Here is a 14,609-nt window from a genome sequence, read left to right on the forward strand (position 1 = left end):
CAACCACATTCGGGGCGGTAGGTGAACCATGTTCCTCGGCATCGATATCGGAACCGCGAGCTCCAAAGGCGTACTCACCCGGGCGGACGGCGTCATCGTCGCCAGAGCCGAACGCGCGCACGGTGTCTCCACGCCGCACCCCGGCTGGGTCGAACACGATGCCGAGTCCATCTGGTGGGCCGACTTTCTCGCGATCACCCGCGAGCTGCTCGATGCGGCCGCGGGCACGGCGCTCGACGGCCTCGCGGTCTCCGGCATCGGCCCGTGTCTGCTGCCCGCCGACGCCACGGGCGCCGCGCTGCGCCCGGCCATTCTCTACGGCGTCGACACCCGGGCGACGACCGAAATCGCTGAACTGAACGCCGAATTCGGCCCCGACGCGGTACTCGCCCGCGCCGGAGCCCCGCTGACCAGCCAGGCCGTCGGACCGAAACTACGCTGGCTGGCTCGGCACGAACCGCATATCGCCGACCGCACGGCCATGCTGTTGATGGCGAGTTCATTCCTGGTGTACCGGCTGACCGGCCGCTACGTGCTGGACCATCAATCGGCGAGCCAATGTGTGCCGCTGTACGACCTGCACCGGCGCGCGTGGGCGGCGGACTGGGCCGCGACCGTCGCGCCCGGTCTGCCATTGCCCGAACTGGCCTGGCCCACCGAGACGATCGGCCGGATCACCGAACAAGCCGCCGCCGCAACCGGATTGCCCGCGGGCCTGCCGGTCACCACCGGAACCATCGACGCCTGGGCCGAGGCCGCGAGCGTCGGCGTCCGCGAGCCCGGCGACGCGATGGTCATGTACGGCACCACCATGTTCCTGGTGCAGGTGCTCACCGATCCGCGTCCGCATCCCGGGCTCTGGGGCACCTGCGGAACCTGGCCAGGGACATACACCCTGGCCGCGGGCATGGCCACGTCCGGCGCGGTCACCGACTGGCTGCGCAAGCTGGTGGGCGGTGATTTCGCGGAGCTGGTCGACGCGGCCGCCGAGGTACCCGCGGGCAGCCGCGGATTGCTGCTGCTCCCGTACTTCGCGGGGGAACGCACCCCGCTGTTCGACCCGGACGCGCGCGGCATGATCGCCGGTCTCACCCTCGGGCACGGGCGCGCCGAGCTGTACCGAGCCGCGCTCGAGGGCATCGCCTACGGGGTCCGGCACAATCTGGAGGCGATGACCGAGGCAGGCGGGCAGGCGCGCCGCCTGGTCGCGGTCGGCGGCGGCACCAAGGGCGGGCTGTGGACCCGGATCGTCTCCGACGTGACCGGACTGCCCCAGCAGCTTCCGGCCGAGACCATCGGCGCCTGTCTGGGCGATGCGCTGCTGGCCGCCACCGCCGCGGGTGTCGATACCTCCAACTGGAATCCCGTGGTCGACACAGTCGAACCCGATGCCGAGCGGTCCGCGCGCTATGCGCCCTACTATCGGCATTACCGCGAGTTGTATCGCAGCACCGAGGCCACCGCACATTTCCTCGCGGACGCACAGCGCCGGGCCGAACCTCCTTCCTGAACCGGCCACAGCGTGCGAAGATTCGGGGTTGTTCGGAAAAGCCCAGAGATTGCATGCGGCGATTCGGCTCCCGCGAACCGAAACGCCCGGGAGGACCCCATGCCGACAGTGACCCTGACCCAGCACAACTTCCAGAGCGTCGTCACCGGTAATAACATCGTGCTGGTCGACTGGTGGGCGGGCTGGTGCGGCCCCTGTCGGCAATTCGCGCCGGTCTACGAAGTCTCCTCGGACGAGCATCCGGAAATCGTGCACGGCAAGGTCGATACCGAGGCCGAACAGGAATTGACCGCCATGGCGAAGGTCGACCGCTTCCCGACCCTCATGGCCTTCCGCGAAGGTCTGCTGGTGTTCTCTCAGCCCGGATTCTTGCCTCCGGCCGCACTGGAAGAGGTTGTGCAGCAGGTCCGGTGGCTCGACATGGACGCGATGCGCGCCGAAGCCGCGGCGGCCGAGAAGGCCGTCGCCGCCTCCTCCGGGACCTCCACCGCCGCCGGGCAGCGGCTCGCCGGCCCGGCGGCCGGGCCCGCCCGGTACGGCTGGCCCGGGCTGTGACGGGCTCCGCGCCGGACCTCTGGCGGCTCGACGCCGCGCGCACCCGATCCATCAGCGCGGAGAATCCCACCGGTGCGCGCGGCGCGGGCGCACGGGCGCTCGAGGGCACCGGCGCATATGCGGCCCGGCACCTGGGCGCGGGGTGGAAGATCTCACCCTCGATCCAGCTCGCCTCCGGTGAAACCGCCACGCTGGCAGATATTTCCGGTCCCGGTGTGATCCGGCACTGTTGGCTCACCACCGATCGCACCGTGCTGCGCCGACTGATGTTGCGCGTGTACTGGGACGCCGGACCGGATCCCGCGATCGAACTGCCGCTCGGCGACTTCTTCTGCAACGGCTGGGATGAGATGGCGCTGGTGGACTCCGAGATGGTCGTGGTCGCACCCGCGGGCGGCCTGAACAGCTACTGGCCCATGCCTTTTCGCCACGGGGCGCGAATCACCCTGCACAATGGCGGCGACAGCGCGGTCCCGGTGTATTACCAGATCACCTATACCGAAGAGCAGGTTCCGCACGACGCGGGGTATCTGCACACCCAGTGGCGGCGCAGCAATCCGCTCGGCGACCCTGCCGTGCACACGATCCTGGACGAGACGGCCGGGCCGGGCCGCTATGTCGGCACCTACCTCGCGATTCAACCGGGCGACCCGGGTTGGTGGGGCGAGGGCGAACTGAAGTTCTACCTCGACGGCGATACCGACTACCCGACGCTCTGCGGCACCGGCACCGAGGACTACTTCGGCGGCGCGTGGAATTTCGACCTCGACGGGACGTACCGGACCTACTCCACGCCGTATCTCGGGATGCATCAGGTACTTCCGGCCGACGAGATCTACCGGGCGCATCAGCGCTTCGGCATGTACCGGTGGCATGTGCGCGACCCGATCTGCTTCCAGCAGAACCTGCGCGTCAGCATTCAGGCGCTCGGCTGGGGCGACCCCGAAACGTATCTGCCGCTGGAGCGCGCCGATATCGCGACCACCGCGTGGTGGTATCAGCGCTGATCGGTCAGCGACGCGGGGAATCCTGATCGCGCGGGCCAACAGTGTAGAACGAGCCGCCGCCAGCGGAATCCGGATCCGCGGGAGCGGTTCCGACACCGTGCGCCGCACCCACGTCGAGCGAGTCCGACTCGGTTGCGTCCCGGTCTCCGCCCGACACCGGTGCGGCAGGGTGCGGCGCCGTCGGACCCTCCGCGTCGGCGAATGCGTCCAGATCCATCGCGAGCAGTTCCTCGACCCGCGCGAACGGATCATCCAAGGCCGCATCGAGATCGAACGCGGCTCCCATATCGATCGGCGCGAATCCGGTGGTTCCCCGGTCCGTTCCACCGAACGATATCTCGGCGCCGCCTTCGATCCCGTCGGCGACCGCGTCCGGATCCATGGCCAGCAACTCGTCGGCGCGCGCGAGGGCGTCGTCCATGGTGCCGGTGATCGCGTCGAGCACGGTGAAACCGTCCAGCAGGCCCGTCAGTTCACTGCGGACGGATTCCAGTTCCTCGATGGCGGGATCGACGCGCGACCACGCGACACTGTCGGACCACCACGGGTTGTCGTCGATCCACGCGAACACGATGTCGCGAATCAGCACCGGGTCGGTGGTGTACAGCTCGAATACGTCGGCGACGGAATCGGTTCGGTGGGTCAGCTGGTACGCCTGATCCGGTAGGTAGCGTGCCCGTATCCACTCGTGCTCGCCGCGGGCGACCTCGAGGAAGGGGCGTTCGGCATGGGCCGGGCCGCCCATGAGGCCGTCCAGCACCGGATCCGTCAGCGCGGGCACGGTGGCCCCATCGCCGGTGCGGATGCGGATGCCGGATTCCTCGTCCGGGTCTTCGCTCACCGCGCCAGTGTGCCCGATGCCGCGCCGCGCCGCCCCGCCCGCCGTCGAAAATGCGCCGGAAGACCCGGGTGCGGGTGCAAGGTAGACGTATGCGCGCGGTGCTCATCGAGACGCCCGGTCGGTTCTCTGTGCAGGAGGTGCCGGATCCGGTGCCGAAGGCCGGGGAGGTGGTGCTGCGGGTGGATGCCGTGGGGATCTGCGGCACCGATGTCCACATCGTGGACGGCGAGTTCCCGCCGACGCCGTACCCGATCGTGCCCGGGCACGAATTCGCGGGCGAGATCGTGGCAGCCCACGGTGGTGAGCTCACGGTCGGCGACCGGGTCGCGGTGGATCCGTCCTTGTTCTGCGGCGCCTGTCACTACTGCGCGATCGGGCGGGGCAATCTCTGCGAGCGCTGGGGCGCGATCGGCGACACCGTCGACGGGGCCATGGCCGAATACGTCGCGGTGCCCGCGGCCAACTGCTACCGGCTGCCCGACACGCTGTCCACCCCGCACGGCGCGCTGGTGGAGCCGCTGTCGTGTGCCGTGCACGCATTCGATGTGCTGCCTCGGGCCCTCGGCGCGCACTACCTGCTCTACGGTGCGGGCACCATGGGCCTGCTCATGCTCCAGTTGGCCCGCTCGGCGGGGGCGGCGTCGATCTCGGTGGTCGACATCAATGCCGCCCGCCTCGAGGTGGCCACGAAACTGGGCGCCGACGCCACCGCCGCCCACGCCGACGAGTTCGACCGACCGCAGGGCTGGGAGATCGTCATCGATTGCACCGGCGCCATCGCCGCCATCGAGGACGGCCTCACCCGCGTGCGCCGCGGCGGCGTCTACCAGCAGTTCGGGGTCGCCCCCGGCGCCGCGACGGCGGCCATCTCACCGTTTCGCGTCTACAACGACGAAATCACCATTGTCGGGTCCATGGCCGTCCTGCATTCCTTCGGCCGGGCGGTGGAACTCATGGGCAAGGGTGTGATCGACGCCGACACGATGATCACTCACGGCTTCGGGCTCGACCAATTCGCCGATGCCCTACGGACCTTCCGCGACGGCAGCGGGCGCAAGATCCAGATCCGGCCCGGTGAGCTGACATGAACCAGGTCCTCGGTACCACGAGCCGTCCGAGCGCGGTCCGATGACCCGGGTCGCCGGGGTGGACAGTTCCACCCAGACCTGCAAGATCGTCGTCTGCGATGCGGAGACGGGCACAATCCTCGAGCGCGCGCGGGCACCGCACCCCGACGGCACGGAAGTTCCGGCCGAGGCCTGGTGGGCAGCGCTGTGCGCGGCGGGTGACGGCCTGCTGGATCGGGTGGACGCGATCGCGGTGGCGGGACAGCAGCACGGGCTGGTCACACTCGACCGCGATGGTCGTCCGGTTCGGGATGCCCTGCTGTGGAACGATATTCGATCGGCCGGGGCAGCCGAGGAGTTGATCGCCGAGCTCGGTTCCCCACTGGCCTGGGCAGAGGCCGTCGGTAGTGTCCCGGTGGCCGCCTTCACCGTCGCGAAGCTGCGCTGGCTGGCCGATCACGAACCCGAGAATGCCGATCGGACGGACCGGGTGCTGCTTCCGCACGACTACCTGACCTGGCGGCTGCGGGGTGGTGGCGACACCGAGCCGACCACCGACCGCGGTGACGCGTCGGGGACCGGATACTGGTCCCCGGTCACCGGGGAATATCGGAACGATCTCCTGGCACTTGCCTTCCGGGACCGAATTCCGCGGCTGCCGCGTGTCCTCGCTCCCGCGGAGCCCGCCGGTCACACATCCGCGGGCGTACTCGTCGCGGCGGGCACCGGCGACAATGCCGGGGCCGCACTGGGACTCGGTCTCGAACCCGGCGACGCGGTGATCTCACTCGGTACCAGCGGCACCGCCTTTGCCCGGTCCACGACATCCAGTGCCGACGACACCGGCGCGGTGGCGGGCTTCGCCGACGCGACGGGCGCGTTCCTCCCGCTGGTCTGCACGCTCAACGCCGCGCGGGTCCTGAATCACGCCGCGGATCTGCTCGGCATCACCATGGATGAGTTCGAATCCCTTGCCGCGCAGGCGCCTCCGGGCGCCGACGGTCTGGTCCTGCTCCCCTACCTGGCCGGTGAGCGCACCCCCAACCTGCCCCATGCGACGGGTAGCCTGCACGGTCTCCGCGCGGAAACCATGCGCCCCGGTCACCTCGCCCGGGCCACCTTCGAAGGCATGCTCTGCAATATGGCGGACGCGCTCGATCGGCTACGCTCCACCGGCGTACCGACCCGCCGGGTCCTGCTCATCGGCGGAGCCGCCCGTTCCGCGCTGGTCCGCACCCTCGCCGCCCAGATCTTCGACACCACCGTCACCGTCCCCGAGCCGGACGAATACGTCGCGATCGGCGCCGCCCGCCAAGCCGCATGGGCGCTCACCGGCACGCCTCATCCACCGCGATGGCCCGCCCGCACCGCCGCCGAAATCACCCCCGCACCGGACCATGCGGTCGGCCGCGGAATCCGCGCCGAATATCAACGGGCACAAGAACTCCTGTACGGCGACTGAGCCGCGGGCGCCTCGGTGGGGCCCCAGTTCGGGTGGCCCGCCTTCCGAGGTCTGTTCGCCCGCTGCCGCGGCCCGATACCGTCTCCGGCTGCGGCACCCCTCGCCGCGCGAAAGGAAACAGGATGCGTAACCACCTCCGTGCCGGAATCCTCGCCGGCACGATCATGCTGGCTCCCTTGGCCGCAGCCGTACCCGCGTCTGCCATTCCGCTGCAGCCTGCCGAACCCGTCGAGAAGTCGGAGCCGGTCGCCAGCCCCGGCTGCCCCGGCGGCGCACCGCACTGGGGCTGCCTGCTGGAGTCGCTGTCGGCCAGCGGTTCCGCCAAGTAGGAACTCGCGAGGCGGTGCGGGGTTCAGTACCCGCGCCGCCTGGCGCCGATCGGTGAAAACCCGGCCGGTGCGGTACGGCAGCCTCCGGATACGGCCGGTCGTCGATCCGCGGATGTTCTCCCGTGCGGGTCGGCCAATAGCCGTGGTCGACGGGTTCTGCGGTGGCACGGGTGAATTCACGGACATCGGTGAGACCGATATGCGACAACCTAGGCATCCCCGCCCCCTGCCGATTCACGATGGCAGGCCCGGCCCCACCGTCGCGATGATGGCACTCAACAGGGTGATGGTCCCGTCGATGCCGCCGCGCGGTGGCTTCGAAGGGACGCGAACGCGCGGCGGCGCCCCACTGGGACACCGCCGCCCTCCGAACAACGGTCTCAGCGCTTGTTCAGCAGCTTGCTCCGCAGCGCCTCCAGCGTTCCGCTGTCCACGCCGAGCCCCTCGCTGACGAACCGCTCGAACGAACCATAGGACTGCTGCACCTGATCGAACGCGGCCTTCAGGTAGTCGCGCTGCACCCCGAGGATCGGCGCGAACAGCGCCCGGTCGGTAATGAGACCGCGCGACTCGAGCCCGGCCAGCGTGGCCTCGTTCTTCGCCGCCAGGTTGTCGTTGGACTGCAGGAAGTCCTTGTAGATCTGTCCCTTGGCGACGCCGAGCGCCTCCATGATGATGGCGGTCATCCAGCCGGTGCGGTCCTTACCCGCGGTGCAGTGGTACAGCACCGGTCCGGGCGCGGTGGCGATGGCGCGCAAGGCCGTCCCGAACTGATCGCGCGCGGCCGGATCGGTGACGAACCAGCGGTAGTAGGTCCGCATGATCTCGGCGCCCTTGCCGTCGCCGAGCACTTCCTGCTGCTTGGCCGGGCCGCCGCCGATCACCTGGGAGATCATGATGAAGAAGTCGTTGGCCGGATCGTAGACCGGCAGCGCGGTGACCGGAATCGAGGCGGGCACCTTATCCGGCGCCTGCCGCGATTCGGTCGGGCTGCGGAAGTCGATCACCGCGCCGATGTTGTGCGAGACCAGCTGCTGCTGCTCACCGGCATCGAGCTGATCGAGCGCGTCGGCACGGTAGACCTGACCGAATTCGACCTTGCCGCCGTGCGCCCGATAGCCGCCGATATCGCGGGCATTGGGCACGTGCGGCAGGCCCATCGGCCGGTCGGCCTTGCCCGGTGCCTGGAGAACGGGCGCCGCCGGCCCGGCGAGCGCCGGGGCGGAGGTGAGAGGCAGGACGCCGAGGCAGATGGCTGCCGAGGCCGCTATGGCACCGCGAAGTGCGCGCGAGAAGGTCACTGGGTGTTCCTTTCCTGGTGGGCCAGGGAATTCGAATGGGTCCGGCCCGAGTTCGGTCGAGACATCGGGGTGGATGGTCGCGCCCGCGTCTCTGGTCGGTCCGGATCCTGTTCCGGACCGAAAGTTCCTCGCCCGCACCGATACACGGCGCGCAGCTCGTCAGGCGTCGGCGGTGGCCAGCAGTGTGACCGTGCCCGCGGCGCCGTCCACTCGGATCAGCTGTCCGTCGGACAGACTGGTGGTGGCGGATTTGGTGTCGACGACGCACGGGATGCCGAATTCGCGCGCCACGATGGCGGCATGTGAGGCGGAGCCGCCGATATCGGTGACCACGGCGGCGGCATAGGCGAACATCGCGGTATGCCCGGTATCGGTGACCGACGCCACCAGGATGTCGCCCGGTTCGATGTCGTCGTCCAGCGAAAGCACCAGTTTCACACGGCCTTCCACCACGCCGGGGCAGACGCCGATACCGGTCAGGCTCTCCTCGGCCGCCAGCGCACCCGCATCGGGTACCGGTTCCCACTGTCCCGCAATGACATCCGGCATCCTGATCTCCCGCAAGCGGATGCGTTCGGCCCGTCTGCGGGCTACCTTCGCGGCCGCATCGGCGGGCAAACAGAAGATTTCGTCCAGGGTCAGGAAGCAGACATCGTCGATGTCGCGCAGCCACCCGGCCTGGATCAGCCGGTCGGCCCGCTCCCGAACCGTCATCCGCAGGCAGTGGTTGATGCGTACCACCGCGTCGCGGGCGCGTTCCCTGGCGACGGTCGCGCCCGCGGCCATCCGCGCGGTGCGACCCGGTGCGGGGTCGACGGATTCCCGCTCGGGGGCTGGCATTTGCGCGGCGCGAGCGGCCGCCGTCACCAAAAGCGCGGGGCGATCGGCGAAGGTCGGATTGATCACCTCGCATTCGCCGGGACCGCGGTGCCCGATCCTCGCCAGTTCCTCGTCCAGCGCCGCCACGAAGGCAGGCGAAGCCGCGCGTGCGGCACCGACATCGCCCGCGCGGGCGACTTCGTAGAGATCCGGATCCGCCCGGCAGATCGCGGCCAGGCGTTCCACCGCGAGCATCGGCTTCGCCGATTCCAGGCGGGTCAGGTCGATGGGTACGTCGACCGCATCCTTGCCGCGCGCGTGGATCGCGGTGGCGGCGCCGGTCATCATCACGCCGATGGAGGCGGTCTGCCAGGCCTGGTGGAGCCGGTCACGCCAGAGCAGCGCGCGCACGTGCAGTTGCTCGTCGGACAGCGCGCGAATCTCGTTCGCGCTCAACGCTTCCGCCTTGGCCGCCGCGTTGACCAGCTCCGCGGACTCGCGGAACCGGCGGGCGGTGGCGATCACCCGGGAGGTGGCGCGCCAGGTCGCCACCGTGCTGGCCGCACCGGTCGGCATTGGCGGCTTGCCGTGCGGCTGCAACGCGATCTCGTCCGGAATATTGCCGTAGGCGTCACGGCGAATACTCTCCTCGTCCCAGCCGGGCATATTCTCCGCGGCCAGCACACCGATCGAGGCGTTGATATAGATGTGGTGGCCGAGCACGGTGGTCACGCGACTCGTCCAGTGCTCCAACGCGATTCCGTCCAGCGCGATCATGGTGCCCATCGCCTCGTTGGCCAGGCGGATGGCGCCCGCGTGCAGGTCGATGGTGAGCGGAGTCAGCGGGCCAGGCAGCGCTTCGGAGGTATTCGTCGCGGTGTGCACCGGATAGCGCGGATCGACGCGGTCGTCGAACTCGCCCTCCAATCCCGCGGGCGCGACGTCGGCCAGCCGATGGTTATCGGAGGTGGCGGCCCGGGCCGGAATCACGTGGGACGGCAGCGGGATCGCGCCGCGGCGAGTACGGAAGCCACCGCCGTCGGGCTTGCGGCCGACGAGCCCGCGCACCAGATCAGCGGCCGCCTCCGATGCGGTCCACCCGCATCGGAAACCCCATTCCTGCTGCACCACAGTCGGATCCAGCAGCGGCCTGCGCGACGACCAGCCGGGCACCCACGCCGAGTAGCGGACGCCCGCGCCGCGCAGCATGCCCTTCATCTGATCGGCGGTGACGACACCGGGCGCGGCGAGTTCGACGACACCGACGCGCGGCGACGTCACGGCCATGACCAGGAAACGATCCAGATCGTCGCTGTGCAGCACCTGGAACCCGTCGGCGGAGCGGGTGCCGAGAATGGGTTCGAGGGCGCGGCGGGTCTCCGGACCGATGCGTCTCCCGACCACCAGCGCGGTGCGCACCAGTAGATGGTCCGCACCCGAGTCCTGCAGTTCCCGCGAGATCTCGGCCTCGCTCACCCCGGCGGATCGGGCCCCGGCGATCACCGGAACGACGAGGCGCGCGTCGGCGCTGCGCGCGGCCTCTGCGATGGCCGCGACCCCGGCGCCCGCCAGGTGCAGGACGGTGGAGCAGCCGACGACGGCGCGCGCGCAGGCGGCGGCGTCGGTGGGATCGCCCGCCGTGAACTGCACGCGCGGGTCGACGAAGCGATGCCACCGGTGGTCCAGCCCATCCACATCGTGCCCGGCGGCCAACAGCATGCGCGCTACCGCGCGGCCGCTAGGTTCGGTGATTCCGGTGATCAGGACCCGCATCGATATCCTCTCCTCGCTGGCGCCGATGCTCTATCGGTAGTGACGCCGTTCACACACCTTCACCAGTGCGTCGGGTGGCGATCCGCTCCAGTCCCACTCAGCGGGAGCCCGCAATCGGCCAGCGAGATGGCACGTACCGGTGCATTGCCGCTATCGGCGAATCTCGTACCATGACCGGAATTCCTTCGACCGGTAGATCGGTCACTCCACGCTCGGCAACCGAGATCCGGCAGTACGACCTCGAGACCGATGTGGTGATCGTCGGCTACGGCTGCGCGGGAGCCGCGGCGGCGTTCGAGGCGGCCACGACCGGGGCCGAGGTGGTCGTCCTGGATCGGACGAGCGGTCCCGGCGGCGCCTCCGCCATGTCCGGCGGCGAGATCTACCTCGGCGGCGGCACCCCGATCCAGCGGGCGTGCGGATTCGAGGACAGCCCCGAGCAGATGGCCGCGTTCCTGCGATCCGCGCTGGGTCCCGGCGCGGACGCGGAGAAGATCGCACGCTACTGCGCGGACAGCGTCGAGCACTATCACTGGCTGGTCGCACGAGGCGTCCCGTTCAAGCCGAGTCTGTGGGACGCCCCCGCCTGGGTGCCCCCCACCGACGATGGGTTGATGTGGTTGGGCGAGAGCAGCAGGCCGTTCACCGAGATCGCCGCCCCCGCGCCGCGCGGACATCGGCCCACCGCCCATGATTTCGGCGGCAAACTGCTGATGGAGGTGCTGGTCGCGGCCGCCGAAACCGCTGGCGCGATGGCGCATTTCGACACCACGGCGACGAATCTCCTTGTTGCCGAGGACGGCACGGTGGTGGGTGTGGCCGCCCGCCGCTACGGCCGCGAACAGACCATCCTGGCCCGCCGCGGCGTCGTCCTGACCACCGGCGGATTCGTGGACAACGACGCCATGCTGGCCGCGCACGCGCCCCGCCTCCGCGGGCACACCAAGGTCAGCGCGGGCACCGACGACGGCAGCGGCATCCGGATGGCGCAGGCGCTCGGCGCCGCGGTCCGGCATATGTCGGCGGGTCAGGTCGGCATCTCACTGATCCCGGGCTTCGCCGCCCGCGGCATGGTCGTCAACGACCGGGGACAACGCTTCGTCAACGAGGACACCTATCCGGGCCGCATCGGCCAGGCCGCGCTGTTCCGACAGGAGATGAATGTCTGGGTGGTGCTCGACGAGGAGGGCTACGAGGCGGTGCCGGAGCCGCAGCGCTGGGGTGTGCGACCCACACACGTCGCCGAAACCGCCGATGAATTGGGCGAACTCATGGGCCTGCCGCCCGGCGCTCTGACGGCCACCGTCTCGCGTTACAACGAATTCGCCTCGCGCGGTATCGATCCCGACTTCCACAAGGCCGAACGCTGGCTGCGCCCGCTCACCGCGCCGCTGGCCGCGATCGATGTCAAGGCCGGGGTGCGCCCGCCCGCGGAGTCCGGTGACCGCCGCGGCACCGGAGCCTCGGTATTCACCCTCGGCGGCCTGCACACCACGGTCGATGGCGAAGTGCTCGACCTCAACGGTGACCCCATCCCCCGCCTGTACGCCGCGGGACGCGCCGCCTCCGGCCTGCACGGCGAGGGCTACATCAGCGGCACCTCCCTCGGTGACGGCACCTTCTTCGGCCGCCTGGCCGGGCGAGCCGCCGCCCGCACGTGATCGTCACGCGCCGGACGTTCCCCGCACCGGCGCGCCAACCGTTCCGATCATCGGGATTGGAACGGGTCGGCTGGGGCCGTCGGCCCTAGCTTCGTAGGTATGGGTCGGGTCGGCACGCTGGGCGTTGCCGATGGGAGAGCCGCACCGCGGCGGTCTCGGGCCCCGAGAAGACAGGAGGACACCCGTCATGACCAATAAGGTGCTCGATCGGGTCCGGGATCTGCTGCCGGCGATCCGGGAACGCGCCGCGGAGACCGACCGGCAACGGCGGGTCCCGGTGGAGAGCATCCGGGAGCTGACCGAAGCCGGGGTGTTCCGGATGCTGCAGCCGTCCCGGTTCGGTGGTGACGAAACCTCACCGGTCGCCTTCTACGAGGTGATCCGAGCCATCGCCTCGGCCTGCCCCTCCACCGGCTGGGTCTCCTCGGTGCTCGGCGTGCACCCGTGGCAGCTGGCGCTGTTCCCGCTGCAAGCCCAGGAAGAGGTGTGGGGCGCCGATTCCGACACCCTCATCTCGTCCTCCTACGCGCCCACCGGCAAGCTCACCCCCGTCGAGGGCGGATACGAAGTCACCGGGCGCTGGAGCTTCTCCTCCGGATGCGATCACGCGCAGTGGGCCTTCCTCGGGGCGCTGGCTCCCGACGAGAACGGTAATCCCAAGGACTACTTGACAATTCTGGTGCCGCGCGCCGACTACCTGATCGATGATGTGTGGCATGTGGTCGGCCTGTCCGGCACCGGCAGCAATGACATCGTCATCGAGAAGGCGTTCGTACCGCACCACCGCGCCTACAGCGCGACCGAACAGTCCCAACTGCGCGGACCCGGCCAGGAAGCCAATCCCGCCGCGCTGTACAAGATCCCATTCGCCGGGGTGTTCTCCAACACCATCACCGCGCCGATCATCGGCGCCGCCCAGGGCGCGTACGAGGCCCATATCGAGCGAATGCGCGAACGGGTGCGCCTGTCCTACGGCGGGCAGAAAGTGGCCGAGGACGGTTTCGCGCATGTGCGGGTCGCTCGCGCGGCCTCCGAAATCGACGCCGCGATCCTGCAGATGGAGCGCAATATCTCCGAGCAGCTGCGCTATGCCGAAGCAGGACAGGAGATTCCGGACGAGGTGCGGCTACGCACCCGCCGCGACCAGGTGCGCGGCACCGAACGCGCGATCCAGGCGATCGAGCTGCTGTTCGACAACTCCGGCGGGCACTCGATCCGCAAACCCAATCCGATCGAACGGCATTGGCGCGATGCGCATGCGGGCAGCGTGCACGTGATCAACGATGTGGAGCGCGCGCTGGCCATGTTCGGCCGCGGCGAATTCGGTCTGTCCGTCGAAGACCGGATGGTGTGATGAGCGCCGAGCTCACCGCCGAATCCACCACCCGCTGGGTCACCGTCGACGGGCTGAAACTCCGCTACCACGAGGCCGGTTCGGGTCCACCGCTGGTACTGCTGCACGGTTCCGGTCCCGGCGTCTCCGGTTGGGCGAACTTCGGCGCCAACCTGCCGGTGCTGGCCGAGCACTTCCGCTGCCTCATCCTGGATCAGCCCGGATTCGGGGCCAGCGGACGGCCGGAAGTCTACGACCGCAACTACTTACGCATCGCCGCCGACGCGGTGATCGGCCTGCTCGATCAGCTCGAGTTGCCCAGCGCGCATCTGCTCGGCAATTCGATGGGCGGCGCCGTCGCCACCCTCGTCGCGCTGGAGCACGGCGCGCGCGTCGACCGGCTGGTGTTGATGGCGCCCGGCGGCGTCGGTGTGAATGCGCTGGGACCAGAGCCGTCCGAAGGGATTCGGCGCCTGCTGGACTTCACCGTGGAACCCACCCGGGAACGGGTGCTCGCGTGGCTGCGCACCATGGTCTTCGACGAGCAGATCCTCACCGACGAACTCATCGACAACCGGCTTGCGGCAGCAAGCGACCCGGCCGCCATCGCCGCTCTACGCGACGCCTACGCCACCTTCGCGAATCCCGCTTTCGCCGAACAGGTTCCACTGTGGGCCCGGCTGCGCACCCTGCGAAACCAGGTGCTCATGCTCTGGGGCCGCGACGACCGCGTCACCCCCGCCGAAGGCGCTCTCCTCCCCTCACGCCAACTCCCCAACGCGGACCTGCGCCTGTTCGGCCGCTGCGGGCACTGGGTCCAGATCGAACGCAAAGCCGCGTTCGAGCGGGCCGTCACCGACTTCCTCACCGACGGACTCTGACGGCGTAGCACGAACATGGTCGCGGGGCCTTCCCGGCCGTAACCGCGACCATGTCCCCACACCCGGAAAT

The 14,609-nt window shown here is 69.6% G+C and carries 12 protein-coding genes; 9 read left to right on the forward strand and 3 right to left on the reverse strand.

The window, feature by feature from the left end; all coding sequences use genetic code 11:
* Positions 1 to 28 precede the first annotated feature (28 nt).
* The 3 genes from AB0H61_RS08710 (at position 29) to AB0H61_RS08720 (ending at position 3,072) form a co-directional block, all read left to right on the forward strand.
* The gene (locus tag AB0H61_RS08710; protein ID WP_357300841.1) at positions 29 to 1,510 is read left to right on the forward strand and encodes an FGGY-family carbohydrate kinase; all 1,482 of its coding nucleotides are present in this window, start codon (positions 29 to 31) and stop codon (positions 1,508 to 1,510) included.
* A gap of 99 nt (positions 1,511 to 1,609) precedes the next feature.
* Positions 1,610 to 2,065: a thioredoxin domain-containing protein gene (locus AB0H61_RS08715; protein WP_357300843.1), complete on the forward strand. Its 456-nt coding sequence runs from the start codon at positions 1,610 to 1,612 to the stop codon at positions 2,063 to 2,065.
* A complete protein-coding gene (locus AB0H61_RS08720) occupies positions 2,062 to 3,072 on the forward strand; it encodes a glycoside hydrolase family 172 protein (RefSeq protein ID WP_357300845.1) in 1,011 nt (336 codons plus the stop codon). The genes AB0H61_RS08715 and AB0H61_RS08720 overlap by 4 nt, the downstream gene beginning before the upstream one ends.
* Before the next feature lie 4 nt (positions 3,073 to 3,076).
* Here the strand turns inward: AB0H61_RS08720 and AB0H61_RS08725 are convergent, their stop codons facing one another.
* On the reverse strand, positions 3,077 to 3,913 hold the full coding sequence (locus AB0H61_RS08725; RefSeq protein ID WP_357300847.1) for a hypothetical protein: 837 nt from the start codon (positions 3,911 to 3,913) through the stop codon (positions 3,077 to 3,079).
* An 89-nt stretch (positions 3,914 to 4,002) separates the two neighbouring features.
* On the opposite strand from AB0H61_RS08725, the gene AB0H61_RS08730 reads away from it, so the two are divergent.
* From AB0H61_RS08730 to AB0H61_RS08740, 3 genes are all read left to right on the forward strand, one after another.
* A complete protein-coding gene (locus AB0H61_RS08730; protein WP_357300849.1) occupies positions 4,003 to 5,001 on the forward strand; it encodes a zinc-dependent alcohol dehydrogenase family protein in 999 nt (332 codons plus the stop codon).
* Positions 5,002 to 5,041: 40 nt separating this feature from the next.
* Positions 5,042 to 6,442, forward strand: coding sequence for a xylulokinase (xylB, locus tag AB0H61_RS08735; RefSeq protein ID WP_357300851.1), 1,401 nt, complete (start codon positions 5,042 to 5,044; stop codon positions 6,440 to 6,442).
* 122 nt (positions 6,443 to 6,564) lie between these two features.
* Complete coding sequence (locus AB0H61_RS08740) at positions 6,565 to 6,771, forward strand: hypothetical protein (RefSeq protein WP_357300852.1); 207 nt, start codon at positions 6,565 to 6,567, stop codon at positions 6,769 to 6,771.
* 380 nt (positions 6,772 to 7,151) lie between these two features.
* Here AB0H61_RS08740 and AB0H61_RS08745 read toward each other — a convergent pair whose 3' ends face one another.
* Both AB0H61_RS08745 and AB0H61_RS08750 read right to left on the reverse strand, forming a co-directional pair.
* Complete coding sequence (locus AB0H61_RS08745; protein WP_357300854.1) at positions 7,152 to 8,072, reverse strand: tyrosine-protein phosphatase; 921 nt, start codon at positions 8,070 to 8,072, stop codon at positions 7,152 to 7,154.
* A 159-nt stretch (positions 8,073 to 8,231) separates the two neighbouring features.
* A complete protein-coding gene (locus AB0H61_RS08750) occupies positions 8,232 to 10,664 on the reverse strand; it encodes a PEP-utilizing enzyme (RefSeq protein WP_357300856.1) in 2,433 nt (810 codons plus the stop codon).
* Positions 10,665 to 10,834: 170 nt separating this feature from the next.
* Here AB0H61_RS08750 and AB0H61_RS08755 point away from each other — a divergent pair, with 170 nt between their 5' ends.
* From AB0H61_RS08755 to AB0H61_RS08765, 3 genes are all read left to right on the forward strand, one after another.
* The gene (locus AB0H61_RS08755) at positions 10,835 to 12,325 is read left to right on the forward strand and encodes an FAD-dependent oxidoreductase (RefSeq protein WP_357300858.1); all 1,491 of its coding nucleotides are present in this window, start codon (positions 10,835 to 10,837) and stop codon (positions 12,323 to 12,325) included.
* Positions 12,326 to 12,512: 187 nt separating this feature from the next.
* The gene (gene hsaA / locus AB0H61_RS08760; protein WP_357300860.1) at positions 12,513 to 13,679 is read left to right on the forward strand and encodes a 3-hydroxy-9,10-secoandrosta-1,3,5(10)-triene-9,17-dione monooxygenase oxygenase subunit; all 1,167 of its coding nucleotides are present in this window, start codon (positions 12,513 to 12,515) and stop codon (positions 13,677 to 13,679) included.
* Entirely contained in the window at positions 13,679 to 14,539 is an 861-nt protein-coding gene (locus AB0H61_RS08765; RefSeq protein WP_357300862.1) for an alpha/beta fold hydrolase, read from the forward strand. The genes hsaA and AB0H61_RS08765 overlap by 1 nt, the downstream gene beginning before the upstream one ends.
* Positions 14,540 to 14,609: the final 70 nt, after the last annotated feature.

Source organism: Nocardia sp. NPDC050710 (assembly GCF_040654375.1).
Lineage (GTDB): Bacteria > Actinomycetota > Actinomycetes > Mycobacteriales > Mycobacteriaceae > Nocardia.

Coding starts and splice junctions, on each gene's coding strand:
- AB0H61_RS08710 (WP_357300841.1), top strand. CDS start 29: ATGTTCCTCGGCATCGATATCGGAACCGCGAGCTCCAAAGGCGTACTC.
- hsaA (WP_357300860.1), top strand. CDS start 12,513: ATGACCAATAAGGTGCTCGATCGGGTCCGGGATCTGCTGCCGGCGATC.
- AB0H61_RS08715 (WP_357300843.1), top strand. CDS start 1,610: ATGCCGACAGTGACCCTGACCCAGCACAACTTCCAGAGCGTCGTCACC.
- AB0H61_RS08740 (WP_357300852.1), top strand. CDS start 6,565: ATGCGTAACCACCTCCGTGCCGGAATCCTCGCCGGCACGATCATGCTG.
- AB0H61_RS08730 (WP_357300849.1), top strand. CDS start 4,003: ATGCGCGCGGTGCTCATCGAGACGCCCGGTCGGTTCTCTGTGCAGGAG.
- AB0H61_RS08750 (WP_357300856.1), bottom strand. CDS start 10,664: ATGCGGGTCCTGATCACCGGAATCACCGAACCTAGCGGCCGCGCGGTA.
- AB0H61_RS08765 (WP_357300862.1), top strand. CDS start 13,679: ATGAGCGCCGAGCTCACCGCCGAATCCACCACCCGCTGGGTCACCGTC.
- AB0H61_RS08755 (WP_357300858.1), top strand. CDS start 10,835: ATGACCGGAATTCCTTCGACCGGTAGATCGGTCACTCCACGCTCGGCA.
- xylB (WP_357300851.1), top strand. CDS start 5,042: ATGACCCGGGTCGCCGGGGTGGACAGTTCCACCCAGACCTGCAAGATC.